24 protein-coding genes and 2 pseudogenes are annotated in these 22,867 nt (G+C 70.2%); 13 read left to right on the forward strand and 13 right to left on the reverse strand.

Translation table 11 applies throughout. The annotated features are described in order from the left end of the window. The first annotated feature begins 77 nt into the window (after window positions 1-77). Together QUE79_RS15980 and QUE79_RS15985 are read left to right on the forward strand one after the other, a co-directional pair. The gene (locus tag QUE79_RS15980; RefSeq protein ID WP_286343938.1) at window positions 78-566 is read left to right on the forward strand and encodes a DinB family protein; all 489 of its coding nucleotides are present in this window, start codon (window positions 78-80) and stop codon (window positions 564-566) included. A gap of 5 nt (window positions 567-571) precedes the next feature. Further along, window positions 572-910 (forward strand): DMT family transporter, encoded by a 339-nt coding sequence (locus tag QUE79_RS15985; protein WP_286343939.1) that lies wholly within the window; start codon window positions 572-574, stop codon window positions 908-910. A gap of 68 nt (window positions 911-978) precedes the next feature. Here QUE79_RS15985 and QUE79_RS15990 read toward each other — a convergent pair whose 3' ends face one another. From QUE79_RS15990 to QUE79_RS25685, 7 genes and pseudogenes are all read right to left on the reverse strand, one after another. Next, window positions 979-1,578, reverse strand: a complete 600-nt coding sequence (locus tag QUE79_RS15990; RefSeq protein WP_286343940.1) for a GNAT family N-acetyltransferase — start codon at window positions 1,576-1,578, stop codon at window positions 979-981. Between the two features lie 86 nt (window positions 1,579-1,664). After that, a complete protein-coding gene (locus QUE79_RS15995; protein WP_286343941.1) occupies window positions 1,665-2,384 on the reverse strand; it encodes a uracil-DNA glycosylase in 720 nt (239 codons plus the stop codon). Continuing rightward, complete coding sequence (locus QUE79_RS16000) at window positions 2,381-3,127, reverse strand: Type 1 glutamine amidotransferase-like domain-containing protein (RefSeq protein ID WP_286343942.1); 747 nt, start codon at window positions 3,125-3,127, stop codon at window positions 2,381-2,383. The genes QUE79_RS15995 and QUE79_RS16000 overlap by 4 nt, the downstream gene beginning before the upstream one ends. Beyond that, window positions 3,124-3,678 (reverse strand): phosphoribosyltransferase, encoded by a 555-nt coding sequence (locus QUE79_RS16005; RefSeq protein WP_286343943.1) that lies wholly within the window; start codon window positions 3,676-3,678, stop codon window positions 3,124-3,126. The genes QUE79_RS16000 and QUE79_RS16005 overlap by 4 nt, the downstream gene beginning before the upstream one ends. A gap of 72 nt (window positions 3,679-3,750) precedes the next feature. Next, window positions 3,751-4,389 (reverse strand): alpha-ketoglutarate-dependent dioxygenase AlkB, encoded by a 639-nt coding sequence (locus QUE79_RS16010; RefSeq protein WP_286343944.1) that lies wholly within the window; start codon window positions 4,387-4,389, stop codon window positions 3,751-3,753. Window positions 4,390-4,436: 47 nt separating this feature from the next. After that, window positions 4,437-5,246 (reverse strand): BBE domain-containing protein, encoded by an 810-nt coding sequence (locus tag QUE79_RS16015; protein WP_350271712.1) that lies wholly within the window; start codon window positions 5,244-5,246, stop codon window positions 4,437-4,439. Between the two features lie 135 nt (window positions 5,247-5,381). Then, a pseudogene (locus QUE79_RS25685) lies at window positions 5,382-5,730 on the reverse strand (FAD-binding protein); the annotation flags it as partial. On the opposite strand from QUE79_RS25685, the gene QUE79_RS16020 reads away from it, so the two are divergent. From QUE79_RS16020 to QUE79_RS16030, 3 genes are all read left to right on the forward strand, one after another. Continuing rightward, entirely contained in the window at window positions 5,642-5,866 is a 225-nt protein-coding gene (locus tag QUE79_RS16020) for a hypothetical protein (protein ID WP_286343946.1), read from the forward strand. The pseudogene QUE79_RS25685 and the gene QUE79_RS16020 sit on opposite strands and share 89 nt — an antisense overlap. Window positions 5,867-6,163: 297 nt before the next feature. Beyond that, window positions 6,164-7,672, forward strand: coding sequence for an outer membrane protein assembly factor BamB family protein (locus QUE79_RS16025; protein WP_286343947.1), 1,509 nt, complete (start codon window positions 6,164-6,166; stop codon window positions 7,670-7,672). Between the two features lie 118 nt (window positions 7,673-7,790). After that, window positions 7,791-8,459, forward strand: a complete 669-nt coding sequence (locus QUE79_RS16030; protein ID WP_286343948.1) for a transglutaminase-like domain-containing protein — start codon at window positions 7,791-7,793, stop codon at window positions 8,457-8,459. Window positions 8,460-8,485: 26 nt separating this feature from the next. Here the strand turns inward: QUE79_RS16030 and QUE79_RS16035 are convergent, their stop codons facing one another. Beyond that, window positions 8,486-9,253 (reverse strand): SDR family oxidoreductase, encoded by a 768-nt coding sequence (locus tag QUE79_RS16035; RefSeq protein WP_286343949.1) that lies wholly within the window; start codon window positions 9,251-9,253, stop codon window positions 8,486-8,488. Between the two features lie 82 nt (window positions 9,254-9,335). After that, the gene (locus tag QUE79_RS16040) at window positions 9,336-10,157 is read right to left on the reverse strand and encodes an aldo/keto reductase (RefSeq protein WP_286343950.1); all 822 of its coding nucleotides are present in this window, start codon (window positions 10,155-10,157) and stop codon (window positions 9,336-9,338) included. Window positions 10,158-10,300: 143 nt separating this feature from the next. On the opposite strand from QUE79_RS16040, the gene QUE79_RS16045 reads away from it, so the two are divergent. From QUE79_RS16045 to QUE79_RS16065, 5 genes and pseudogenes are all read left to right on the forward strand, one after another. After that, a complete protein-coding gene (locus QUE79_RS16045; protein WP_286343951.1) occupies window positions 10,301-11,632 on the forward strand; it encodes a bifunctional o-acetylhomoserine/o-acetylserine sulfhydrylase in 1,332 nt (443 codons plus the stop codon). 83 nt (window positions 11,633-11,715) lie between these two features. Then, window positions 11,716-12,920, forward strand: a pseudogene (metX, locus tag QUE79_RS16050) (homoserine O-acetyltransferase MetX). A 107-nt stretch (window positions 12,921-13,027) separates the two neighbouring features. After that, complete coding sequence (locus tag QUE79_RS16055; protein WP_286343952.1) at window positions 13,028-14,179, forward strand: sensor histidine kinase; 1,152 nt, start codon at window positions 13,028-13,030, stop codon at window positions 14,177-14,179. A gap of 25 nt (window positions 14,180-14,204) precedes the next feature. Next, complete coding sequence (locus QUE79_RS16060) at window positions 14,205-15,635, forward strand: hypothetical protein (RefSeq protein ID WP_286343953.1); 1,431 nt, start codon at window positions 14,205-14,207, stop codon at window positions 15,633-15,635. Then, complete coding sequence (locus tag QUE79_RS16065) at window positions 15,545-16,171, forward strand: response regulator transcription factor (RefSeq protein ID WP_286343954.1); 627 nt, start codon at window positions 15,545-15,547, stop codon at window positions 16,169-16,171. The genes QUE79_RS16060 and QUE79_RS16065 overlap by 91 nt, the downstream gene beginning before the upstream one ends. Window positions 16,172-16,286: 115 nt before the next feature. Here QUE79_RS16065 and QUE79_RS16070 read toward each other — a convergent pair whose 3' ends face one another. The 3 genes from QUE79_RS16070 to QUE79_RS16080 form a co-directional block, all read right to left on the reverse strand. Next, window positions 16,287-17,576: an MFS transporter gene (locus tag QUE79_RS16070; protein ID WP_286343955.1), complete on the reverse strand. Its 1,290-nt coding sequence runs from the start codon at window positions 17,574-17,576 to the stop codon at window positions 16,287-16,289. 150 nt (window positions 17,577-17,726) lie between these two features. Further along, a complete protein-coding gene (locus QUE79_RS16075; protein WP_286343956.1) occupies window positions 17,727-18,041 on the reverse strand; it encodes a thiamine-binding protein in 315 nt (104 codons plus the stop codon). After that, complete coding sequence (locus QUE79_RS16080) at window positions 18,038-19,393, reverse strand: glycosyltransferase 87 family protein (RefSeq protein ID WP_286343957.1); 1,356 nt, start codon at window positions 19,391-19,393, stop codon at window positions 18,038-18,040. Before QUE79_RS16080 ends, QUE79_RS16075 begins: the two co-directional genes overlap by 4 nt. A 91-nt stretch (window positions 19,394-19,484) precedes the next feature. On the opposite strand from QUE79_RS16080, the gene QUE79_RS16085 reads away from it, so the two are divergent. After that, window positions 19,485-20,174, forward strand: a complete 690-nt coding sequence (locus QUE79_RS16085) for a YceI family protein (protein WP_286343958.1) — start codon at window positions 19,485-19,487, stop codon at window positions 20,172-20,174. A gap of 65 nt (window positions 20,175-20,239) precedes the next feature. Here QUE79_RS16085 and QUE79_RS16090 read toward each other — a convergent pair whose 3' ends face one another. Beyond that, a complete protein-coding gene (locus QUE79_RS16090) occupies window positions 20,240-21,031 on the reverse strand; it encodes an ADP-dependent NAD(P)H-hydrate dehydratase (protein WP_286343959.1) in 792 nt (263 codons plus the stop codon). 38 nt (window positions 21,032-21,069) lie between these two features. Between QUE79_RS16090 and QUE79_RS16095 the strand changes: the two genes are divergently transcribed. Together QUE79_RS16095 and QUE79_RS16100 are read left to right on the forward strand one after the other, a co-directional pair. Next, entirely contained in the window at window positions 21,070-21,690 is a 621-nt protein-coding gene (locus tag QUE79_RS16095; protein WP_286343960.1) for an HAD family hydrolase, read from the forward strand. A 27-nt stretch (window positions 21,691-21,717) separates the two neighbouring features. Then, entirely contained in the window at window positions 21,718-22,815 is a 1,098-nt protein-coding gene (locus QUE79_RS16100) for an NADH:flavin oxidoreductase/NADH oxidase (protein WP_286343961.1), read from the forward strand. Window positions 22,816-22,867: the final 52 nt, after the last annotated feature.

Genomic DNA, 22,867 nt, shown 5'->3' on the forward strand with positions numbered 1-22,867 from the left:
CCCGGGGTGGGTCGATTCGGCGCGCCCGGACTGCCCCGACTCTGGGCGACGTCGGCGGCTGACGCTAGCGTGGTCGCATGCTTCTCCCCCGCACCGACGCTCCCTTCGCCGGCGACGAGCGCGCACTCCTCGACGGCTTCCTCGCCTTCCAGCGGTCGACCGTCGCCCTCAAGGCGACAGGCCTCACCGACGAGCTGGCCTCGCGGCGGCTGCTGCCATCGGTCACCACGGTCATCGGGCTCATCCAGCACCTGGGCGACGTCGAGCGCAGCTGGATCCTCGATGACCTGCTCGGCCTCCCCTTCGAGACCCGGTGGAGCGACGGCGATCCCGATGGCGAGTTCCGCATCGAACCCGGCACGACCCTCGCGGGTGCCCTCGCCGAGTACGAGGCGGCCTGCGCCGAGACCAGCCTCGCGATCGCGGGGCTGCCCCTCGACCTCCGCACGCGCGACGGGCGCTTCGAGCTGCGATGGGTGATCCTGCACCTGATCGAAGAGACGGCGCGGCACGCCGGCCACATCGACATCCTGCGCGAGCTGCTCGACGGCGAGACGGGCGAGTAGGCACCGTGGGCTACGTCTTTCTCGCCATCGCCATCGCCAGCGAAGTCGTCGCGACGACCTTCCTGCGCGTCGTCAGCGGCCCGAACGCCCCGTGGTGGCCGTACATCGTGGTCGTCGTCGGCTACGTCCTCTCGTTCGTCATGCTTTCGCAGGCCCTCCGGGCCGAGATCCCGTTAGGAGTCGCGTACGCCGTCTGGGCGGGAGCCGGCGTCGTCCTGGTCGCTCTGATCAGCTGGCTCGTGTTCCGTGAACCGCTCACCCTCGCCCAGATCGGCGGAATCGTGCTCGTCATCGCAGGGGTGGGTCTACTCGAGCTCGGCGGGCGCCACCCCGCCGACGCCTGAATCGCGGGTCGGGCCCGTCCACGCCGTGACGAAGCGCCGACCAATCGCCCCACGAATGCTGTCGCTCGCTAGGCCTTGGGCCGTCGCCTCTTCTTGAGTGACTTCTGCATCATGACCGTGCCGAGCCACCGATCGAACTTGAACCCGACCCGACCCATCCGGCCGGCCTCTTTGAAGCCGTAGGAGGCGTGCAGGCGGATGGACGCATCGGCTCCCTTGTCGGCGATGACGGCGATGATCTCGCGGATCCCCGCGTCGATGCAGGCCTCGATGAGCGCCCCGAGCAGCGCCTTGCCCAGCCCCTTCCCCGTGGAGGCCGGGCCGAGGTAGATGGAGTCCTCGACCGTGTACCGGTAGGCGGCCTTCGACTGCCACGGATACACCATCGTGTACCCGAGGAGTTGCCCGGAGGGCGATTCGGCGACCAGGATCGGCATCCCCAGCTGTTCGAGGCGGGCGTACTTGGCACGCCAGTCGCGGATCGTCATCGCCTTCTCGTCGAAGGTGACCGTCGAATTGGCGACGTAGTGGTTGTAGATGTCACGGATGGCCGGCAGATCTTCGGCCGAGGCCGGCCGGATCGTGTACGAAAAGGGCGCCTCGGGCACCGGCTTCGGGCGCAGGGCGCGGGGCAACTGTCGCCGCGGCTGGTATTCCTCTTCGAGCACGGTTCAGCCTGTCACGTCCGACGCGGAACCGCACGGCGACAGCCGGGGCGGAGCCGGGGAGGTCGCGCTTCGGTTCGACGGCTCGCTTACGAGCCGGTGGCCGGCGACGCGGTCGCCGGCGTCAGCGGCAGTCGCCAGTCGACGGGCTCGGCGCCTTGGGCCGCGAGCAACTCGTTCACCCGGCTGAACGGCCTCGAACCGAAGAATCCGCGCGAGGCCGAGAGCGGAGACGGGTGCGCCGACTCGACCGTCGGAATGCCGCCGAGGCGAGGCTTCAACGACAAAGCGTCGCGACCCCACAGGATCGCGACCAGGGGGCCACCTCGGGCGACGAGCGCTTCGATGGCCCGATCGGTGACCGCTTCCCATCCCCGGCCGCGGTGAGACGCGGCCTCACCCGGGCGTACCGTCAGCACGCGGTTGAGCAGCATGACGCCGTGCTCCGACCACGAGGTCAGGTCGCCGTGGGGCACCGGCGGCACGCCGAGGTCGTCGTGCAGCTCGCGATAGATGTTGCCCAGGCTTCGCGGCACCGGTCGCACGTGGGGATCGACGGCGAACGAGAGACCGATCGGATGGCCGGGCGTCGGGTACGGGTCTTGACCCACGATGAGCACGCGCACGGCATCGAACGGGTAGGTGAACGCTCGCAGCACCTTGTCGCCGCTCGGGAGGTACCCACGCCCTTCGGCGACCTCGGCTCGCAGGAAGTCTCCCATCGCCGCGACGTTCCCGGCGACCGGCTCGAGGGCTCGGGCCCAGCCCGGATCGACGAGGTCGGTCAGCGGATGAGGCGTCGTCGTCACGAGACCCCGATTGTCCCGACGGAGACGCCCACGATCTCACCCGATGCGTCGTCGATCTGCGGTTCGACGCGCCAGACGCTGCCGGATCCGATGACGGCGAGGGCTCCTTCGCCGACGACGAGGGAGGTGTTCTCGTCGATGGCGACGCCGCCGGTCACCAGGCCGGCCTCGGTCGCCGCGATGAGCCGGGTGAGGGTTCCCCACTGAGCGGCGTGGACGTCGACCGCCAGATCGACGAGACCGAGGCCCTGGGCGAGTGTCACCTCGTCGAGGTCTTCGGAGGAGTCCTGCGGGCAGACCTCGACGCCGCCGATCCGGTAACCGCCGAGGATCGCGGTGTCGGCGGCGATCATGGCCCCGGCAGAGAAGCCGAGGTAGGGCAGGCCGTCGGCGACGAGCAGACGGACCTGATCGACCAGAGGCACAATCGCCTCGAAGTAGGCGGGGGTCATCCCGCCGCCGACGAGGAGGCCGTCGATGTCGGACAGGACGGTGGTTTCGAAGACGTCGCTCGACACGACCTCGGTCACGAGCGGCTCGCAGGGACCGATCGCGGCCAGCAGGGCCGGGAACTCGGTGCGGTACTCGGCCGACGGGACGTCGTCCTCGACCACGATGAGCACCGCGACGCGGGGCACGGAGCGTCCTACGCGGGCGGCCCGGGTGGCCGCCTCGGCGACGAAGAGCTCGTAGACCTCGCTCGTGTCGTCCGACCAGCCTCCGCCGACGAGGTGGATGCTCACGTGCTCACCGTCACCGGGGGCAGGGCGCTCCACGGGAAGGTGATCCAGTCGGCGGTGTGACGCCACACGTGATCGGGTTCGAGGATGGTGCGGGGCTTCGCGTAGAGGCAGACCGTGTGCACGTCGGCTCCGTGCCCGCGCAGGATGTCGCGCACGAGTTCGAGGGTTCGACCCGAGTCGGAGACGTCGTCGGCCAGCAGGACGCGCTTGCCGGCGAGAGCCGGGGCGTCGAGCGCGGGCGGCAGGATCACGGGCTTGTCGAGCACCGAGTTCACGCCGGTATAGAACTCGACGTTGATCGAGCCGCACATCTTGGTGTCGAGGGCGTACGCGATGGAGCCGGCGAGCACCAGTCCGCCGCGGGCGATCGCGACGACCACGTCGGGACGGAAGCCGGAGGCGAGGACGTCTTGTGCCAGTTCGCGCGCCGCCTCACCGAACTCGAGCCACCCCAGGATCTCGCGTGAGCTGTCTCGTGACGGACTGTCGGCGGCCACCTCGACCGGTTCGTGCGGGCTGTCGCTGGTGGCGTCGTCGGGAAGGAGAACCATCCCACAACCGTAGTGGGATCGACACGATTCGTGCGACGGCGAGATGACGCTCAGGACGTCGCCGCGTGCGTGTCAGGCCGACCGCGACCAGACCGGACGGAACTGAATGCTGATCCGCGGCCCGACGGCGCGCTTGGTCTTGGCAATGGAGTGCTCGTGCGTGCGTTGGGCGCTTCCGCCCATGACGAGGAGATCGCCGTGCCCGAGCGGGAATCGCCTCACGTCACCGCCCGAGCGCGAGCGCACGGCCAGGACCCGTTCGGCTCCGACCGAGGCGATGGCCACCATCGTGTCGCGGTCGATGGCGTCTCCGACCTTGTCGCCGTGCCAGGCGATGCTGTCGTCGCCGGTGCGGTAGAAGCACAGGCCGGCCGTCTCGAACACCTGCTGCGGCGGACGCCCGTAGTGGTCGTTGAGAGCCGTCTGCGCGTCGGAGAGGACCGGATCGGGCAGATCGACGCCGGGCCCGAACCAGGAGACCAGGCGCGGGACGTCGACGACGCGGTCGTACATCTCGCGCCTGTCGGCCTTCCAGTCGACCCGATCGACCAGCCGCTCGAAGAGGGCGTCGGAGTTGCCCACCCAGCCGGGCCGGAGGTCGAGCCACGCGCCTTCGCCCAGGTCGATGTGCTCGACCCGCGGGCCGAGTTCACCGAGGACGGGCTCGGCACCGAGGTCGTCGAACAGCGAGGTCTGGAAGGAGAGGGACATGCTCCCAGGTTACACGTTCTTCGAACGTATGTTCTAGTCGAAGAGTCTCAGAGAAAGTGCGGCTGATCGAACACGGAGGCTGCGTCCGCCTTCTTCCGGATCGACTGGAGTCGCGCGAGATTGTCGCCGAAGTAGCTCGTGCCCGGCGAGGCGAGCGACGGATCGACGTAGTTGACGTAGGCGGCGTCGCCCCACTCCTGCGCCATCGCCTCGCGGAACGACCGCACATAGGTGTCGAAGGCCGAGGGGTCGGAGCCGTCTGCGAACGTGGCCGTGTACTGCACGCTCGCCAGGGCGTCGCGATGCACGAAGGCGGTGTCCGAGGCGGCGACTCGAGCGATGGCCCCGCCGAGCGCGTCGAGCGAGATGCCTCCTTCGGTGAGGCCCACGACGTCCTGCGCGGCCTCGACCCTGGCGAGCAGGGTCTGGATGCCGTCGGCGCTGAGGGCGACCGTGGGCAGGCTCGACGCGCCGGACTCGGAGACGCGTTTCAGGACGCCACCGGTGCCGGTGGTGCACGCGGACGCGGGCTGGCCGGCGCAGCCCGCGTAGCGAAGCATCGCGTCGACGTAGCTGTGCGACGTGGCGACGTCGGACGACGGCTTCGCGCCGACCGCCGCGAGGAACGGCGCCAGCTGATCTCCGACGGCCCCGTCTCCGGTCCAGGTGCCCGAGACGGTGACGACCGGACCCGCGGGATGCTGTTCGCCGCCGAGCAGCTTCGCGGTCGACCAGAGGGTGTCGTCGGCCTTCGGCGCCCAGTCCTGCCAGGCCTTCACCACGGCGGCCGCGGCCGACCACGGCCAGGTCAGCGCGAACATCGTGACCTCCGGCGCCGGCTTGGTGGCGAACGTCATCGAGGTGACGATTCCGACCGCCCCGCCTCCCCCGCCCCGGCAGGCCCAGAACAGGTCGGCGTCCTTCGAAGCGGTCGCGTGATGCACCACTCCGTCGGCGGTGACGATCTCGACGCCCGTCAGCTGGTCGCACGTGAGCCCGAACGAGCGGGAGAGCACGCCGAGGCCCCCGCCCAGGGTGAGACCGCCGATGGCGACGGTTCCGCAGGATCCTGCGCCGATCGCCCCCCCGCGCGCCGAGCGCCTCGTACACCTTCGCCAGCGGGGCTCCCGGTCCGATCGTCGCGGCGGAGCCGTCATTCGACAAGGTGACGCCGTCGAGGTCGGAGGTGTTCACGACGAGCGAGGCGGGGACGTCCGTGCCGCTCGCGCCACCGGCCGACCAGCCGGCGTAGTTGTGGCCGCCCGAGCGCACCGCGAGCGGCGTCTTGGAGTTGCGAGCGAAGGCGAGTCCGGCCGCTACGTCCGAGGCCGATGCGGCCATCAGGATCCCGAGGGGCGCGGCGTCGTCGAATCTCGGATTCTCGGTCAGCTTGGCCGTGCCGTACCCGACGCTCGACGGTCGCAGCAGGGTGCCGGTCACCGCGGCGGCGAGCGCCGACCACGTCCTGGGACCCTGAGACGGCGCCGGCGTGCTGCTGGTCGACGGCCGAGGCGCAGCGCTCGTGCATCCGGCGAGCGCGAGGACGCCGGCAGCGGCGGCACCCACGACGAAGGTTCGGCGGTCGAGGGCGGTGCGGTCGATCGGCACGAGATTCCTCACGGGGTTCGGGACGGGGTCGCATCGACCCTACGTCGCCGTCGAGGTGGCGGTCAGCGCACGCGCCGTCGGGCGACCTAGCATGGACCCACTCACGCGAGGGAGCGACATGGACGGTGCTGGGCCCGGCTGGGTTCCTCCACGTCCGGGTCGGCCGGTGGCGACGCAGGCCCTGTCTCCCTCGCGGTTCGAGGTCGAGGGCCAGCGGCTCCTTTCGCGGTCCCGGCCGGTCGGCGCAGCGAGGCGCCGGTCCCCGGCACTCCGCATAGCCCTCGCCTATCTCGCCGGTGCGGCCGTCACCGGCCTCGTGGTCGGTGCCGGCGCGGTGGTGCAGCCCGTGTACGGCTCCGAGCCTGCGTTCGGGGGCACTGCCTTCGCGGAGGTGCGGTCGACGCCGACGGCGGCGGGCTGGTCGCTGCCGCTGGCGTCGGAGTTCGCACCCGGCGTCCCGCCCGCCTGTGTCACGTTCCGGGCGGGCGCGGTGGACGAGCACCACGAGCTCTTGACGGCTGACCTTCCGTCGCCGAGTTCGACGGGGCAGAACGCGGAGTGCGAGGTGTCCAGCCCTGAGACGCGGGGACGCCTCGTGATGGTGGATCCCGCGACCGGCCGCGTGCAGTGGCGGCGGAGCCTCGAGCACGACCTGGGGACGACCGTCTTCTCGCTGGTCTGGCACGCCTCGGCGTCGGCCGGGGTCGTGGTCGTCGGTGTCGACGGGTCGAAGGGCGACGAGCTGCTGGCCCTGGACGTTCGCACGGGCCGGACCGTGAGCGAGGTGACGGTGGACGATCCTGACGCCGTCATCAACTTCGCCGTGTCGGGGCACCTCGTGGTGAGCGCGGTTCCCGGGACCGGCGGGACCGTCACCACGTACACGCTGCGGCGGACCACCGATCTCGACACCGACCTGTGGACCCGGTCGATCTCGTCGGTGCTGCTCCCGCAACTCCTGCCGGACCGGTTCGTCGTTCCGCTGCCCGAAGGGACCGTGTCGATCGACGGGTCGACGGGAGACCAGACGCCGTGGGGTTCCGATCTCCGCAATCTGGAGGGTGTCCGTGTCACGGGCGACCGGGTGGTTGCGCAGACGATCCCGCGCGGAGTCGGGCTGGCTGCGTCGGTGGTCATGCTCGATGCCCGCGGTCGCACCCTGTGGAGCCGCCCGTCGCCCGCGATCTCCGGGTTGTCGGTGGCTCGCCGCTGCGTCGTCGTGTCGACCGACGTGGTCAGGGTGACCTGTCTGGATCCTGCGTCGGGTGCCGAGCGGTGGTCGAGTGAGATCCCGGGTTCGGTGGTCGGCACTCCCGACGGCGCGACCACGGGAGACGTGGAGTCGATCGGGCCGGTCCGCGCGCGCGACAGGTCGCTGACGCTGTCGGAGCTCGACGGCGACACCGGGCACGTCCGGTTCCAGACGTCGATCCCGAGGGGCTCCGACGTCGTGGGCCAAGCTGCCGCGACGGGATACGCGCTCGGCACGCGCTCGTCGGACGGAGCGTCGGTCCTCACGGCGTTCGACCTCGATTCCGGGCGGACCCTCTGGACCCTGGGCCGCTCGGAGCTGGGGGTCTGGGGAGGCCACCTGGTCGAGATCACTCGGGCGGGGGTCGCCCGCGAACTGGTCGATGGGCGCTCCGGGACGCGTCATGACATGCTCGTCGGATGAAGCGCAGCGCATTCTCCCATCTGGTCGTGAACGCGCAGGCCGAGGCCGAGCTGGTCCTGTCCGTGGCCGCCTCCGAAGGGCAGCGCGTCGAGGAGGAGCTCTCCGTCGTGCAGGGGGCGTGCCGCTCGAGGCGGCCGAGGTCGTCGACGACCGGGGAACGCGTCTCCACGTCGTGTCGGTGGCACCCGGTCGCGTGGAGATCGACTACCGGGTCGATGTCGAGGGGCGGCAGGATCCCATCGCTCTCGGCGCGCTCGACAGCATCCAGTACCTGCGTCCGAGTCGCTACTGCGAATCCGACACCCTGTTCCCGACCGCGAAGAGCGAGTTCGCAGGCCTCGCGGGGCTCGACCTCGTGGCCTCGGTCGGCTCCTGGGTGGGGGCGCACCTGTCGTACGTCCCCGGCTCGAGCGCGCCGACGGACGGAGCCGTCCAGACGTACCTCGACCGTCGCGGCGTCTGCCGCGACTACGCGCACCTTGTCGTCGCGCTGCTGCGCGCCCGCGACGTGCCGGCCCGCCTGGTGTCGGTGTACGCCCCGGGGCTCTGGCCGATGGACTTCCACGCGGTCGCCGAGGCCCTGGTCGACGGCCGCTGGTACGCGATCGACGCCACCACCCTGGCGCCGCGGCAGAGTCTCATCAGGATCGCGACCGGCCGTGACGCGTCCGACACGGCGTTTCTGTCGTCGTCCGGGGGCTGGGTCCAGCTGCTCGAACTCGAGGTCGGGGCGACGGCCGACGTGCTTCCTCGCGACGACACCCGGGAGTTCGTGCAGATCGGGTAGTCGCTCCGGACGGTGGGCGAGGCCGACTACCGGGTGTGCAGCTCGCCGCGGGTCAGTTTGTAGGGCTGAGCCTGCGCCACCGGCTTGACGGTGACGAGGTCGACGTTGACGTGGGCCGGCAGCTCGACGGAGTGCACGATCGCCTCGGCGATGTCGTCGGCGGTCAGCGGCGCGACCACTCCTTCGTAGACGGCGTCGGCTCGTGCCTGGTCACCGTCGAAGCGCACGAGGGAGAAATCGGTCTTGACCATGCCGGGGGCGATCTCGATGACCCGCAGCGGCTCGCCGTTCAGTTCGAGGCGGAGAGCGGCGACGAGTGCGTGCTCGGCGAACTTGGCGGCGTTGTAGCCGCCGCCGTTCTCGTACGCGATGTGGCCGGCGATGGAGGTGACGGTGACGATGTCGCCGGATCCTGCCTCGTCCGCGCCTCGGCGCAGCGACGGGAGGAGCGCGCTGATCGCGCGCTTGGTGCCGAGCACGTTGACGTCGAACATCCGCTGCCAGTCGTCGATCGACGACTCTTCGACGGTGTCGAGGCCGAAGGCGCCGCCGGCGTTGTTGACGAGCGCGTGCAGCGGGGCGCCCGCCTCGACGTGGGCGCGCAAGGCCGCCATGTCGTCGTCACTTGTGACGTCGGCGCGGAACCACTCCGCCCCGGTCTTCTCGGCGAGCGCCCGCAGCCTGTCTTCGCGTCGCGCAACCGCCAGGACGTCCCAGCCCCGGTCGCGGAACAGGGTGACCGTGGCCTCTCCGATGCCCGAGCTCGCTCCCGTGACCAGTACCCGTTTCGCCATCCTGCGCAGTTCCTTCCGTCGGTGTCCCTCAACGCTAGCGGTGCGAGCGAGGAGGGACCGACGAGGTGACGCCGGGTGACCGCTACGCGGTGGTGTCGACCAGAGCGTCGAGGGTGGCCAGGTCGTCGTCGCCGATCGCGAAGTCGACGTCGGCGTTCTCGACGATGCGCGACGGGGTCGTCGTCTTGGGCAGCGGCAGGACATCTTTCTCGAGGAGGTACCTGATGCAGATCTGGGCGACCGAGCGGTCGTACTTCGACGCGATCCTGGCCAGGTCCGGGTTGTCGAGGATCGCTCCAGTGGCCAGCGGCGAGTAGCCCTCGACGAGGATGTCGTTCGCTTTGCAGTACGCGGTGGTCTCGTCCTGCGTGTTGCCGATGAACCAGCGGATCTGGTTGGCGTGCGGCACGACCGTCGTGGCCGAGATGAGCGACTCGAGGTCGGAGACGGTGAAGTTGGAGACGCCGATCGACCGGGACCGGCCGGCGTCGTAGAACTCCTCCATGGCCTTCCAGACGGCGATGTTGCCGTCGCGGTGGTCGGAGCCCATGTCGGACCAGGGCCAGGGGGCGTGGATCAGATAGAGGTCGACGCGCTCCAGCTCGAGGAGCGACAGCGTCGTCTCGAAGCTGGTCTTGGCCTGGTCGTAGTCCTTGATCTCTGCCGGGAGCTTGGTCGTGACGAAGATGTCGTCGCGCGGGATGCCGCTGTCGCGAATGGCGCGGCCGACGCTGGCCTCGTTGCCGTAGGCGCGCGCGGTGTCGATGTGCCGATAGCCGGCTTCGAGGGCGGCAGCGACGGAATCGTAGGCGGGAGCCCCGTCGGGGATCTGCCAGGTGCCGAACCCGATCTTCGGGATGTCGACGCCATTGGAGAGGGTGAACGTGTCGGTGAGAGAACTCATGTCGGCGACGCTACTCCCCGCCGGTTACGCCGCGTGTCGGGGCCATTGCAGCGGCAGTGGAGGCTCCCTAGGCTCGCCGCAGCAGCTCGTCACCGCCGACGCGCACGCACCACCCCCGAGACCACCCGAACGAGGAGAACACCATGGCCGACCAGAGCGCCGACTGGAAGTTCGAGACGCAGCAGATCCACGCCGGAGCCCAGCCCGACCCGACCACGCACGCCAGGGCGACACCGATCTACAAGACGACGTCGTACGTGTTCGAGAGCGCCGAGCAGGCGAAGAACCTCTTCGCCCTCGCCGAGTTCGGCAACATCTACTCGCGCATCATGAACCCGACGCACGACGTCGTCGAGCAGCGCATCGCCGCTCTCGAGGGCGGGACCGGCGCGCTCCTGGTCTCCTCGGGCCAGGCGGCCGAGACCCTCGCGGTGCTGAACATCGCTCGCGCCGGCGACCACATCGTGTCGTCGTCGTCGATCTACGGCGGCACCTACAACCTGTTCAAATACACCCTCGCCAAGCTCGGCATCGAGACGACCTTCGTCGAGAACCAGGACGACGCGGACGAGTGGCACCGCGCCGTCCGCCCCAACACCAAGCTGTTCTTCGCCGAGACCATCGGAAACCCGAAGATCAACATTCTCGACATCTCCCTCGTGTCGTCGATCGCCCATGAGAACGGCGTCCCGTTGATCGTCGACAACACGATCGCCACACCCTACCTGATCCGCCCGTTCGAGTTCGGTGCCGACATCGTCGTCCATTCGGCCACCAAGTTCCTCGGCGGTCACGGCACGGTGATCGGCGGACTGATCGTCGACGGCGGAAAGTTCGAGTGGTCGAAGAACGTCGAGAAGTTCCCCGAGCTGACCGAGCCCGACCCGTCGTATCACGGCGCCAGCTACACCGCCGCCGTCGGCGACCCTCTCGCCTACATCATCAAGGCCCGCGTGCAGCTGCTCCGCGACCTCGGCTCCTCGAACTCCGCCGACACCGCGTTCTCTCTCATCCAGGGAATCGAGACCCTGTCGCTCCGCATCGAGCGCCACGTCCAGAACGCCCAGGACGTCGCCGAGTGGCTCGACGCTCGCGACGACGTCGCCAACGTGTTCTACGCCGGCCTCCCGACCAGCCCGTGGTACGCCGCCGCCAACAAGTACGCCCCCAAGGGCGTCGGCGCGGTCCTGTCGTTCGAGCTCAAGGGCGGCGTCGACGCCGGCAAGGCACTCGTCGACAACCTCGACCTGTTCAGCCACCTGGCGAACATCGGCGACGTCCGCAGCCTCGTGATCCACCCGGCCTCCACGACGCACTCGCAGCTCACGCCCGAGCAGCAGCTGACCACCGGTGTCACGCCGGGCCTGGTGCGCCTGTCGATCGGACTCGAGAACATCGACGACCTGAAGACCGACCTGGCCGCCGGATTCGCAGCGGCCGCGACGGTCACGGCGGCGTCCCTGCGCGGCAACTGACCCGACTCGACACGCGTCGAGACAGCGGCCGCCAGACGTAACAGTCAGGCGGCCGCTGCTCTTTGTTGCCATGCTTGGAGCAAATGGACTGGCAGACGACACCCGAAGACACCGTTCCCTCGAGCGTCGTCACCGACAAGGCGCGCCAGACCCTGCTGGGCAAACCGCCCGTGACGGGAGCCTGGCGGGAGGGCGATCCGGTCGGTGACCGGCAGTTCGTGACGATCGACGATCTGCGGCTCGAGAGCGGCGAGATCCTGCCCCATCCCCGAATCGCGTACGAGACGTTCGGGGAGCGCGCGGCCGACGACTCGAACGTCGTCATCGTCCTCCACGCCCTCACGGGCGACAGCCACCTGACAGGGCCGGCCGGCGCCGGTCACACGACGGCCGGCTGGTGGCCGGGCATCGTCGGCCCCGGGCTCGCCGTCGACACCGATCGCTGGTTCGTCGTCGCCCCGAACATGCTCGGCGGCTGCCAGGGGACGACCGGGCCGGCCTCCTCGCGCCCGACGGCGTCGAGTGGGGATCGCGGTTTCCCCACCTCACCATCCGCGACCAGGTCGAAGCCCAGGCCCGGTTCGCCGACGCTCTCGGCATCGCCCGCTTCGCCGCCGTGATCGGCGGCTCGATGGGCGGCATGCACGCCCTCGAGTGGGCCGTGTCGCACCCCGCCAGGGTCGAGCGGCTCGCCGCGCTGTCGACGACGGCGTTCTCCAGCGCCGACCAGATCGCCCTCAACACCGTTCAGATCGAGGCGATCCACATGGATCCCGGTTTCACGGAGGGGCAGTACTACGACGCTGCCGACGGAGAGGGTCCGTACCGCGGCCTCGCGCTGGCGCGCCGCATGGCCCTGTTGAACTACCGCTCGCCCGACGAGCTCAACGCCCGCTTCGGGCGCACCTGGCAGTCGGAACTCTCCCCGCTGACCGGACGCGGGCGGTTCGCCGTGGCGAGCTACCTCGATTTCCACGGCAACAAGTTCACGCGGCGTTTCGATGCGAACAGCTACATCACGCTCGCGCGCGCCATGAACTCCCACGACATCGGTCGGGATCGCGGCGGAGTGTCGTCCGCTCTCCAGCGTGTCACGGCCCGCGCGCTCATCCTCGGAATCGACAGCGACCGCCTGTTCCCGCCCGACGACCAGCGCCTCATCGCCGACGGACTCCGCCCCTCGTCGGCGGAGGAGGCGGTCGTGATCGACAGCGAGTTCGGACATGACGGATTCCTGATCGAGAACGAGACCGTCGGGCGCCACCTCCAGGCCCTGCTCGAAAGCTGAAACTGCCTCGCTACCCGCGCGCCGCGCCCCTCGGACGGGGGCACTTTGTGGAACGATGGGTCTAGGCGCTTTGTCGAGCACCTTCTCCCGACCATCCTTGGACTCGCATGGACCTCTTCGCCCAGGAGCGTGATCGCCTCCTCCGGACGACGACACGTTTCCTCGGAATCGCGTGCACCGCGGTCTCCCTGGTCGCGCTGAGCTTCCCCGGCGTCACCGACCTTCCCCGCCAGGCGATCGTCGATGTCGTGAGCCTCGTCATGATCGCGATGCTCGTCATGATCGGGCGCAGCGGCAACCTGCTGTGGCTCGTGCTCGGGATGGCGGCCGGCATCGTCGCCGGCGGCGTCGCTCTGGTCCCCGGAGGCATCGACGGCCCGCTCGCGACCGCCGTCATCCCTCTGGTCGGCGGTGCCGTGGCGTCCTTCGCGCTCCTGCTGTCCTCGTCGGTCAAGCGGGTCGTCCTCGCCGCGGTGGCCGCCGCCCTCGTCCTCGCCGAGGTGGTGGTCGGCACCGGCACGATCCTGAACGTCCAGGTCGCCGCCGTCCTGCTCGGCTGGGTCCTGTGCTTCGTCGCCGGCTTCTGGATCGGCAACAGCGTTCCCCGCGCCGCCCGGCGCATCTACTCCATCGGCAACGCCCACCGCGCCGAGCGTCAGGCCTCCGAGACGGAGGCGCAGCGTCGGCAGGGTGCCCGGCTGCTCCACGACACCGTCCTCGCGACGCTCACCCTCCTGGCCCACTCCGGTTTCGGAGTCACACCGGACGCCCTCCGCGCCCAGGCCGCCGAAGACGCGCGCCTGCTGCGCCACCTCCGGCTCGGCTCGACCCCGCAGCCCCAGTCGTCCGGCGACTACAACCTCGACACGACCGAGGAGAGCCCGCTGGGCCAGACGCTCGAGTCGGTCAAGCAGCGCTTCGGCAGGATGGGTCTCGAGGTCAGCTGGCACGGCACCGGTCAGGTGCTGCTCCCGACCCACGTGCTCGACGCCTTCCTGCTCGCCCTGGCCGAGTGCCTCGAGAACGTCCGCCGTCATGCGGGGGTCACCGAGGCGCACGTCACGATCATCCACGACGAGAAGATGGTGCGGGCCATGGTCACGGACGCCGGCGTCGGCTTCGAACTCGACGGCATCTCCGAAGAGCGGCTCGGCTTCAAAGAGAGCGTCGTCAACCGCCTCCGCGAGGTCGGTGGCGGCGCGCGCCTGTTCTCGGCGCCGGGAGCCGGCACGACCGTCGTGCTGGAGGCACCGCGATGAGCGCAGCTAGCCGGAGGGTCACCGCATGAGCATCGACGAGAACACCCTCGGCGTCCCTCGACACCGCCGCGCCGCCCGGGGTCTCCCCACCTCCTCCACCGGCGCCCGATCCCTCCGCCAGGCTCAGCAGGCCGGAGCGACCCTCGGCACCGGCTACCTCGGGATGGGCGCGGCCGCCGTCGCCGCGGTCCAGGCGATCTACGGGTTGATCTTCTTCCTCGTGCACCTGTCGCAGTACCCGGTCGCCGCCCCCGCGATCGTCGCCTGGCTGATCTACCTGGCTGCCTTCATCGGCGTCGTGACGCTCGTCGCCATCCAGGGCGAGCGCCTCACCGGCGTCGTCATGATCGTGCTCTGCGCCGCCCTCGCGCTCGTCGTGGTCCTCGACTTCGTCGCGATCTGGCCGCTGCACAACATCGGCGCCTTCGCCACGGCGAGCGTGTCGGTCGGCTTCGGCCTGCTGCCGCTGGTGACGCTCCGGCCGGCCCGCGAGCTCGTCGTTGCCGCGGCGATCCTGCTCATCGTCTTCGTCGTGGCGGTGATCCTGACGACACCTCTCAATCGGGAGACCTTCCCCCAGCAGATGTCGGTCATCGCCATCGCGATCCTCCCCTCGGCCGTCGCCATCTACGCCGTGCAGCGCTTCCGGCACATGGTGCAGATCGAGCTCGACCGCGTGCTCGTCCAGTCGACGGTCACCCAGCCCCGCTTCGCCGTGGGCATGCTGGCCAGCGACGAGCTGGCCCGCCTCGACCTCGCAGCCGAGAAGCTGCTCGACGGCGTCGCGACCGGCGACGTCCCCTCCCCTCGAACCCGCCGTCGCCTCCACCGCGGCGTCGCTGGCCACCGAGCTGCGGCTGCACCTCATCGAGGGCCGCCGCGAGACCTGGCTGTATCACGCGGTCACCGAGTCCGAATACCTCGGCCGCGCCGTCAAACTGGCCGATCCGTCGTCGCTCGCCGGGCTCCTCACCCCCGAGCAGCGCGACGGCCTCCTGCAGGCCGTCTGGCTCCTGCTCGGCGACCGCCGCACGCGAGCGGCAGGCACGAGCATCACCCTGACCCTCGGTCCGATCGCCACGTCGAACTCGATCGCCTCGCTCGCCGGGCGCACCGTCGAGGTTCCCGTCGACGTGACTTCGACCGGTATCCGCCGCAACCGCGTGACCCCGGCCACCTGGAGCGCCCTCGGCCGCGTGGGCGAATTCCAGGCCTCCACGCAGCAGGGCAGTTTGCGGCTCGCCATCCGTTGTTCCGTCGACAACCCCGCCGACTCGTAGCATTAGCCAAATCCTCATCGAAAGAGAGACACCCGTGCCTGACTCCGAAGGACGCATTCGCCTCGCCCTCGTCGACGACCACAAGATGCTGCTCGGTGCCCTCAGCGAGTGGATCCGCGGCGCTGCCAGCGACATCTCCATGGTCGCAGCGGTCGCGTCGTGGCCCGAGTTGCTGACGCACCCCGAGTTCCCCGTCGACGTGGTCCTGCTCGACCTCGACCTCAAAGACAACCTGCCGATCTCGCTGAAGATCTCGACGCTCAAGACGGCCGGAGTGAAGACCGTGCTGATGAGCACGTACTCCGAGCCGAACGTGGTCCGCGAGGCCCTCGCGGCCGGAGCCCTGGGCTACCTGGTCAAGAGCGAGGACGCCGAGATGATCGTGGAGGCGATCCGCAGCGCCTCCAACGGCGAGTCGTACATCTCGGCCGAACTCGACCTGGCGCTCAATGCCGCCGAGGTCGGCGGCGTGCCGAAGCTCTCCGCGCAGGAGCGCCGCGTGATGGCGCTGTACGGCGGCGGCGAGCCGGTCAAGGCCGTCGCCTACCAGCTCGGCATCTCCGAAGAGACGGCGAAGTCGTACCTCAAGCGCATCCGCGAGAAGTACCGCGTCGCCGGCTACGACGTCGGCACGAAGGTGGCCTTGCGGAAGCGCGCCATCCAAGACGGCATCCTGCTGCAGACCGACGACGCCGGCCCCTCCGGCTTCTAGGCGTCGCCGCTGCCAGACCCCGCTTTCTGCCCGACCCCCGCATTCTGCACGTCGCTCTCGTCCGCGGACCGGTGCGAAGCACCGAAAGCGGGGGTTCCGGTCGTGGCGACGGCGACTACGCCGGGATGGTCCGGATCTCGCGGGTGTCCGACGGCACCGGCTCGCCGCGCGCCGCCTGCCGACGCTGCACCGCGTAACTCACGAAGGTCAGGATCACGCCGAAGACGGCCAGGATCACGCCCACCCACGCGGGAGCGGCGAACCCGAGCCCCGCGGCGATCACGGCGCCGCCGAGGTACGCGCCCAGGCTGTTGCCGAGGTTGAAGGCCGAGTGGTTGAGGGCTGCCGCGATGACGGTGCTGTCGCCGGCGACCTCCATGAGCCGGGTCTGGATCGCCGGGCTGATCATGGACGACGTCAGACCGAGCAGGAACGCGAAGAAGAAGATCCCGACGATGAGGTGCGCCGTGAGGCCGTAACCGGCCAACGCCAGGAGCAGGCCGGCGAAGCCGAACATCAGGGTGCGGCGGATGCTCTTGTCGGCACCCCAGCCGCCCAGGAGGTTGCCGATGGTCATCCCGATGCCGACCCCGACCAGCACGAAGGGCACCAGCGACTCGGAGTAGCCGGCTCCCTGCGTCACAGCCGTCGCCACGTAGCTGTACACGGCGAAGAACCCGCCGAAGCCGATCGCGCCGATCCCCATGACCAGCCACACCTGCGGCTTGGTGAACGCCTGCAGTTCACGCTTGATCGACGCGCCCTCCGCCGCCGCCTGGTGCGGTAGGGCCAGCCCCACGGCGAGGAAGGTCAACGCGAACAGGGCCGCGACGGCGACGTAGGCGACGCGCCAGCCCGCCACCTGGCCGAGGAACGTGATGAGGGGCACCCCGACGATATTGGCGATGGTGAGCCCGGCGAAGACGAACGCAACGCCCTTGCCCCGGTTTCCCGGCCCCATCAGCGAACCCGCGGCGATCGACGCGACGCCGAAGTAGGCGCCGTGGGGCAGCCCGGCCGCGAATCGCGCGAGCAGCACGAGCCCGAAGCTGGGCAGGATCGCAGACGCCAGCGTTCCGACGACGAAGGCCGCGAGCAGGATCAGCAGGAGCTTCTTGCGCGGAACCCTCGACGTGGTCGCCGCGATCGTCGGGGCTCCCACCACGACACCCAGCGCGTAGGCGCTGATCAGCATGCCCGCGTGCGCCGTCGCGCCGTCGGCCGACTGCGAGTACGCCGCCGGCAGGAGATCGCGAGCGATGTTGGGGAGCAGTCCCATCGCGACGAACTCGGTCGTGCCGATGGCGAAACCGCCGAGAGCGAGCGAGATCAGCGCGAGGCGCCGGCGGCGGGCGGAGAGGAGGGCACGGCGGGACCATTCGTCGGAGAGAGGATTACGGCTCACCGTCGAGTCGCGCGGGTCTGCTCCGCATCGCGGAACTCACGGTCAATCCTAGGTCTGATGCGGCGCCTCGTCGTGCCCGGGCACGCCCTGTCGGCGTTCCGGCTCACAGCCGCCGACGGGGGCCGGCACCGGCACGCAGGCAGCCGGCGACTACGCATCGCCGAGCGCCCGCTCGAGGCGCTCGATCTTTCCGTCGAGCTCGCCGGTGTGACCGGGGCGGATATCGGCCTTCAGCACGAGCGAGACCCGGCGGCCGAACGGTGCGACAGCCTCCGTGGCGGCCTTGACGACAGCCATCACGTCGTCCCACTCGCCCTCGATCTCCGTGAACATGGACGACGTGCGGTTGGGGAGCCCCGAGTCGCGCACGACCTTGACGGCTGCCGCGACGGCGGTGTGGACGGAATCGGGCTCGCTGCCGGCGGGCGGGCCACCGCTGGGAGAAACGCTGAAGGCGACGATCATGCGTCAATCCTTCCACCGCGGCGACGACCCTGCGCGCGAACGCCAGCGGAATGCGCCTCGGCGACGTCCGCTGTCGCCGCCTCGCCCGACTCCTCGCCCCGCGCGAGCCCGCGACCCCGTGGTCGCGCCTCGGCCGTGTCGGCGCCCGCCCGTCCGGCGGCGACGACTCGTACCAGGGCCACCACCAGGAGCGCGACGAGCAGCCCGTTCCGGACCGTGATCAGGACGACCATCCACCGGTCGGCCAACACGAGGGCGTCGTACCCCCACGGGTAGACGACCTGGGTCAGCGCGGCGATCACGGAGACCAGGATCGCGGGGGCCACGAACGCGCGGGCACCCCCGCGGGCGAGCACGAGGCCCAGGACCACCGGGACCGCCAGCCATCCCTCGTACTGCGGCGATCCCACCTTGTTCGTCACGATGAAGGCGGTCGTGAGCGCGAGGCCCAGCGGGGCGAGCAGGTGCGAAGCGGGAACTCCGCGACGCGAGGCCCAGACGCCGAGGAGGACGATGCCGAGGAAGACCACGGCCATGACAGCAGTCATCGCGTTCGCCGCGACGGAGACGCCCGGCCCCGAGACCTGGTACGTCAGGAGCGTCTGGTCGAACGCCGTCGACACTCCCGACACCCCGAGGGCTTCGAGCCACAGCCAGAACGTCGTCACGGGCGCCTCGATCTGGAGGCCTCGGCCCGTCTGCTGCCCGACGAATCCCGTGATCGCCGCCCAATTCCCTCCGACGAAGAACGCAACGAGCACCACCACGACACTCGTGCCGACAGCGCCGGCCGCGACGTCGATCCGGCGGCGTGCGGCGATCAGCAGAGCGAGCAGCAGGGCCGCCGGCCAGACCTTGATCCAGGTCGCGAGGGCGAGCAGGATCCCGGCCACCAGCGGTCGACGAGACACGACCAGCACCCCGGCCATGGCGATCGGAATCGTGATGCTGTCGATCCTGCCGACCGCGATCGGCCCGAGCAGCACGAGGAACGCCAGCCACCACCACCCGACGGCCCGGAAGCGCGTGCCGCCGCGGGTGAGAAGCGCGAGCGCTCCCGCGTCGAGCAGGGCGACGAGAAGCAGCCAGACCACCGAGTAGTGCACGAAACCGGCGACCGCGGCCAGCAGCATCGGCAGCAGCGCGACGGTCGGGTACACCCAGACCCGGTCGAGACCCACCCAGCCGAGCCCGTGGGCTCCGTCGAAGATCCAGTCGCGGTAGACGGTCGAGACGTCGTTGAGCGGTGTGTGCGGGCCGTGGAGCACGGCGACCGACAGCCAGAGGTGCACCACGACGAAGGCGAGCCACAGGGCGGCGGCCCGCACGACGGTCGAGCGGGCGAAGGGCATGCGCACCAGGGTAGCGGGCGCCACGGGATCCCCCGGCGCGGGCGAAGCCGCTCCCAGCCCCCGGCAAGGGTGACACGTCATCGTGGTGCTCGTGAAGAAGAAGACCGCCATCCTCCTCGGGGCCGGAATCGCCGTCGTCGTCCTCGGCACCACCGCGGCCGTCGCCGGGCCGATCTTCTACCGCGACGTCGTCGTCGGCACGCCCGACGCCGCTCCGACCGTCGCCGTCACACCCGGCACCTCGAGCCTCACCGGCACTCCGATCTCGGGGTCGTGGAGAGTCGCCTCGGGCAGCACGGCCGGCTACCGCGTCAAAGAGGTCCTGAACGGCACCGACGTCACCGTCGTCGGAAAGACCTCCAAGGTCTCCGGAACCGTGACCCTGGCCGACGACTCCATCACGGCGGCCGACATCACGGTCGCCGTGGCCGACATCGCAACCGACAGCGGCAGTCGAGACGAATACTTCCGCACGTCGGCGCTCGAGACGGACATCTACCCCGACGCCACGTTCCGGCTCTCCTCCCCCGTCGCGGCGACTCGCCTCAGCTCGGGCAAGGTCACGGCGTTCACGGCGACCGGCAACCTCACCCTTCACGGCGTCACGAAGAGGGTCACGGTGCCGATGAAGGCAGCGCTGTCCGGTGACGGAGCCGAGGTGAGCGGGTCGATCCCGGTGACGTTCTCCGACTACAAGGTCGCCGCACCGAGCCTCGGCTTCGTCACCGTGCAGAAGCAGGGCGCGGTCGAGTTCCTGGTCAAGGCCGCACCGGCCTCCTGATCGCGCGGCCCAGCCGCGTCACCCGTCGGCGAGCAGCGCGGCGATCGTCGGCGGCACGGCGTCGATCAGGCCGAGCACCGTGAGCGGGCCGCCCCCGATGCCCGGGCGGCGGCGAGGCCGTGCACGACGCTCGCCGTCGCGGCCAGCCGAGCCAGAGCATCCTGGTCGCCGTCGATCTCGTCGGTGTGCGTGGCGACGAGGGCCCCCAGGATCCCGCCCAGCGCGTCACCCGCCCCGGCCGTGGCGAGCCAGGACGGTGCGCTGGAGGCCACCAACCGCAACCCGCCGGGCGAGGCGACGTACGTGCGGTGTCCTTTCAGCAGGACCGTGACGCCCCACTCTTCCGCAGCACGCGCGGCGGCCGCAGCGGGATCGGCGGCGATGTCGTCCACCGACCGGCCGGACGCGCCGGCGAGTTCCCGGAAGTGCGGCGTCACGATGATCGGCGCATCCGTCTGCTCGCGGAGAGCCAGCGCACCGGCATCGAGAACAAGCGGCAGACCCGACTGCGCCGCCGAGCGGAAGCGGTCGGTCGTCACGCCGTCGAGGGTCGCCGGATCGATCCCGGAGCCGAGCAGCCAGGCCTGGACCCGCCCGGGACTCGTCACGGCTTCCGGCCGACGGTGCAGCACGAACGAGGCCGCTCGCTCGGGACCGAGGTAGCGGAGCATGCCGACGCCCGTGTGCAACGCGGCCTCGACGCCGAGGACTGCGGCACCCGGATACTGATCGGAGCCCGTGACCACGCCCAGAACGCCCCGACTGTACTTGTCGTCATCGTCGTCCGGGACGGCGATCCAGTCGGCCGCGTCCGCGGCGGCCCAGGGGACGTAGTTCAGCGGCACGGTGTCGGTCATGCGTTTCACGATAGGCGGCCACCGCTAGCGTGGGCTGCATGACTCTATCCCTCCCCGGCAGAACGGTCGTCTTCGATTACGGCGAGGTGATCAGCCAGTCGCCCGCAGCCGGCGTGCGCGAGCGGCTCGAGAAGCTGGCCGGCGTCGATCCTGCCGCGTTCTGGGCGAGCTACGGCGCTCACCGCGAGCCGCTCGACGGCGGCGACCTGTCCGTGGTCGAGTACTGGGAGGCCATCGCCGGAGACACCGGTACCGAGTGGTCCCTCTCCCGGATCCACGAGCTCTGGGCTGCCGACTTCCCCGGCTGGATCAGCCCGGAGGTCGGCACCATCGACATCATCGCCGAACTTCACGACGGCGGAACGCCGCTGGCGATCCTCTCGAACGCCGGCTTCGACTACTCCTCCACCCTGCGGTACTCCCCGGTCGGAACCCTGTTCGACCGTGTCTTCGTCAGCGCCGAGCTGCACGACCTCAAACCGAGCGCGACCATCTACCAGCACGTCCTCGACGAGCTCGGCATCGCCGCCTCCGAGATGGTCTTCATCGACAACAAGCGCAGCAACGTCGAAGGCGCCGAGGCTCTCGGCATCACGGGGCACGTCTTCACATCTCCCCGCGAACTGCGCGCGTTCCTCGTCTCGCTCGGCGCGGAATGATCCTGCGCATCGGGTGTTGTCGTTGACATGACTTCAGCGCTCTTCACGCCGATCACCCTCCGAACCACCACCTTCCGCAACCGCCTGTGGGTACCCGCCATGTGCCAGTACTCGGCCGAGAACTACGACGGGATGCCCGGCCCCTGGCATCTGGTCCACCTGGGCTCGTTCGCCCGCGGCGGTGCCGGCGCCATCGTCACCGAGGCGACAGCGGTCGTCCCGGAGGGCAGGATCTCGCCCCAAGACCTGGGCCTCTGGAACGACGCCCAGCGCGACGCGTTCCGCCCGATCATCGACTTCGTCCACACGCAGGGCGCCAAGATCGGCGTCCAGCTCGCGCACGCCGGCCGAAAGGCGTCGACGCCGCGCACCTGGGAGCCACAGAACGGCACCCTGTCAGAAGACGAGCACGGCTGGCCGATCGTGGGCCCGTCGGCGATCGCCTTCGACGGATACGACACCCCGCGCGCTCTGTCGACCGACGAGGTCGACGGTGTCGTCGAGGCGTTCGTCCGGGGCGCCGTCCGCTCGCAGCAGGCCGGCTTCGACTTCGTCGAGCTCCACGCCGCGCACGGCTACCTGATGCACCAGTTCCTCTCGCCGCTGAGCAACGAGCGCACAGACCGCTTCGGCGGGTCCCTCGAGAACCGTGCCCGGATCGTCCTCGACGCCGTCCGCGGGATCCGCGCGGCCACCGGACCCGACTTCCCGATCCTCGTGCGCTTCTCGGGCACCGACTGGGTCGAGGGCGGCTGGGACGAACACGAGACCGCGACCGTCGCCGCCTGGGCCGTGGAGGCCGGCGCCGACCTCTTCGACATCTCCTCCGGCGGGATCGCCGCATCGGCCGTCATCCCGGTGGGCCCCGGCTACCAGGTGCCGCTGGCGGCATCGGTCCGCAGCGACGCCGACGTGCCGACCGGGGCCGTCGGCCTCATCCTGACGCCGCAGCAGGCCGAGGAGATCGTCGAGTCGGGCCAGTCGGACGTGGTGTTCGTCGGACGCGAGTTCCTGCGCGATCCGCACTTCGCCCTCCGCGCGGCCTTCGAGCTGGGCGACGACCTCGACTACTACCCGCAGCAGTACCACCGGGCCCCGTTCCACGCTGCACCCGTCGCGCTCTGAGCGCGGCCTGCGTTTCGCTCTGAACGGCCCGAACCCCCGCTGCGCACGCGGT

Source organism: Frondihabitans sucicola, from assembly GCF_030296615.1.
Taxonomy (GTDB): domain Bacteria; phylum Actinomycetota; class Actinomycetes; order Actinomycetales; family Microbacteriaceae; genus Frondihabitans; species Frondihabitans sucicola.

Excerpts from the sequence above, each read along its gene's own strand:
- QUE79_RS15980 (WP_286343938.1), top strand. The coding sequence starts at position 78 with ATGCTTCTCCCCCGCACCGACGCTCCCTTCGCCGGCGACGAGCGCGCA.
- QUE79_RS16005 (WP_286343943.1), bottom strand. The coding sequence starts at position 3,678 with ATGGTTCTCCTTCCCGACGACGCCACCAGCGACAGCCCGCACGAACCG.
- QUE79_RS16010 (WP_286343944.1), bottom strand. The coding sequence starts at position 4,389 with ATGTCCCTCTCCTTCCAGACCTCGCTGTTCGACGACCTCGGTGCCGAG.
- QUE79_RS16015 (WP_350271712.1), bottom strand. The coding sequence starts at position 5,246 with ATGACGTTCGCCACCAAGCCGGCGCCGGAGGTCACGATGTTCGCGCTG.
- QUE79_RS16035 (WP_286343949.1), bottom strand. The coding sequence starts at position 9,253 with ATGGCGAAACGGGTACTGGTCACGGGAGCGAGCTCGGGCATCGGAGAG.
- QUE79_RS16040 (WP_286343950.1), bottom strand. The coding sequence starts at position 10,157 with ATGAGTTCTCTCACCGACACGTTCACCCTCTCCAATGGCGTCGACATC.
- QUE79_RS16045 (WP_286343951.1), top strand. The coding sequence starts at position 10,301 with ATGGCCGACCAGAGCGCCGACTGGAAGTTCGAGACGCAGCAGATCCAC.
- QUE79_RS16055 (WP_286343952.1), top strand. The coding sequence starts at position 13,028 with ATGGACCTCTTCGCCCAGGAGCGTGATCGCCTCCTCCGGACGACGACA.
- QUE79_RS16060 (WP_286343953.1), top strand. The coding sequence starts at position 14,205 with ATGAGCATCGACGAGAACACCCTCGGCGTCCCTCGACACCGCCGCGCC.
- QUE79_RS16065 (WP_286343954.1), top strand. The coding sequence starts at position 15,545 with ATGCTGCTCGGTGCCCTCAGCGAGTGGATCCGCGGCGCTGCCAGCGAC.
- QUE79_RS16075 (WP_286343956.1), bottom strand. The coding sequence starts at position 18,041 with ATGATCGTCGCCTTCAGCGTTTCTCCCAGCGGTGGCCCGCCCGCCGGC.
- QUE79_RS16080 (WP_286343957.1), bottom strand. The coding sequence starts at position 19,393 with ATGCCCTTCGCCCGCTCGACCGTCGTGCGGGCCGCCGCCCTGTGGCTC.
- QUE79_RS16090 (WP_286343959.1), bottom strand. The coding sequence starts at position 21,031 with ATGACCGACACCGTGCCGCTGAACTACGTCCCCTGGGCCGCCGCGGAC.
- QUE79_RS16095 (WP_286343960.1), top strand. The coding sequence starts at position 21,070 with ATGACTCTATCCCTCCCCGGCAGAACGGTCGTCTTCGATTACGGCGAG.
- QUE79_RS16100 (WP_286343961.1), top strand. The coding sequence starts at position 21,718 with ATGACTTCAGCGCTCTTCACGCCGATCACCCTCCGAACCACCACCTTC.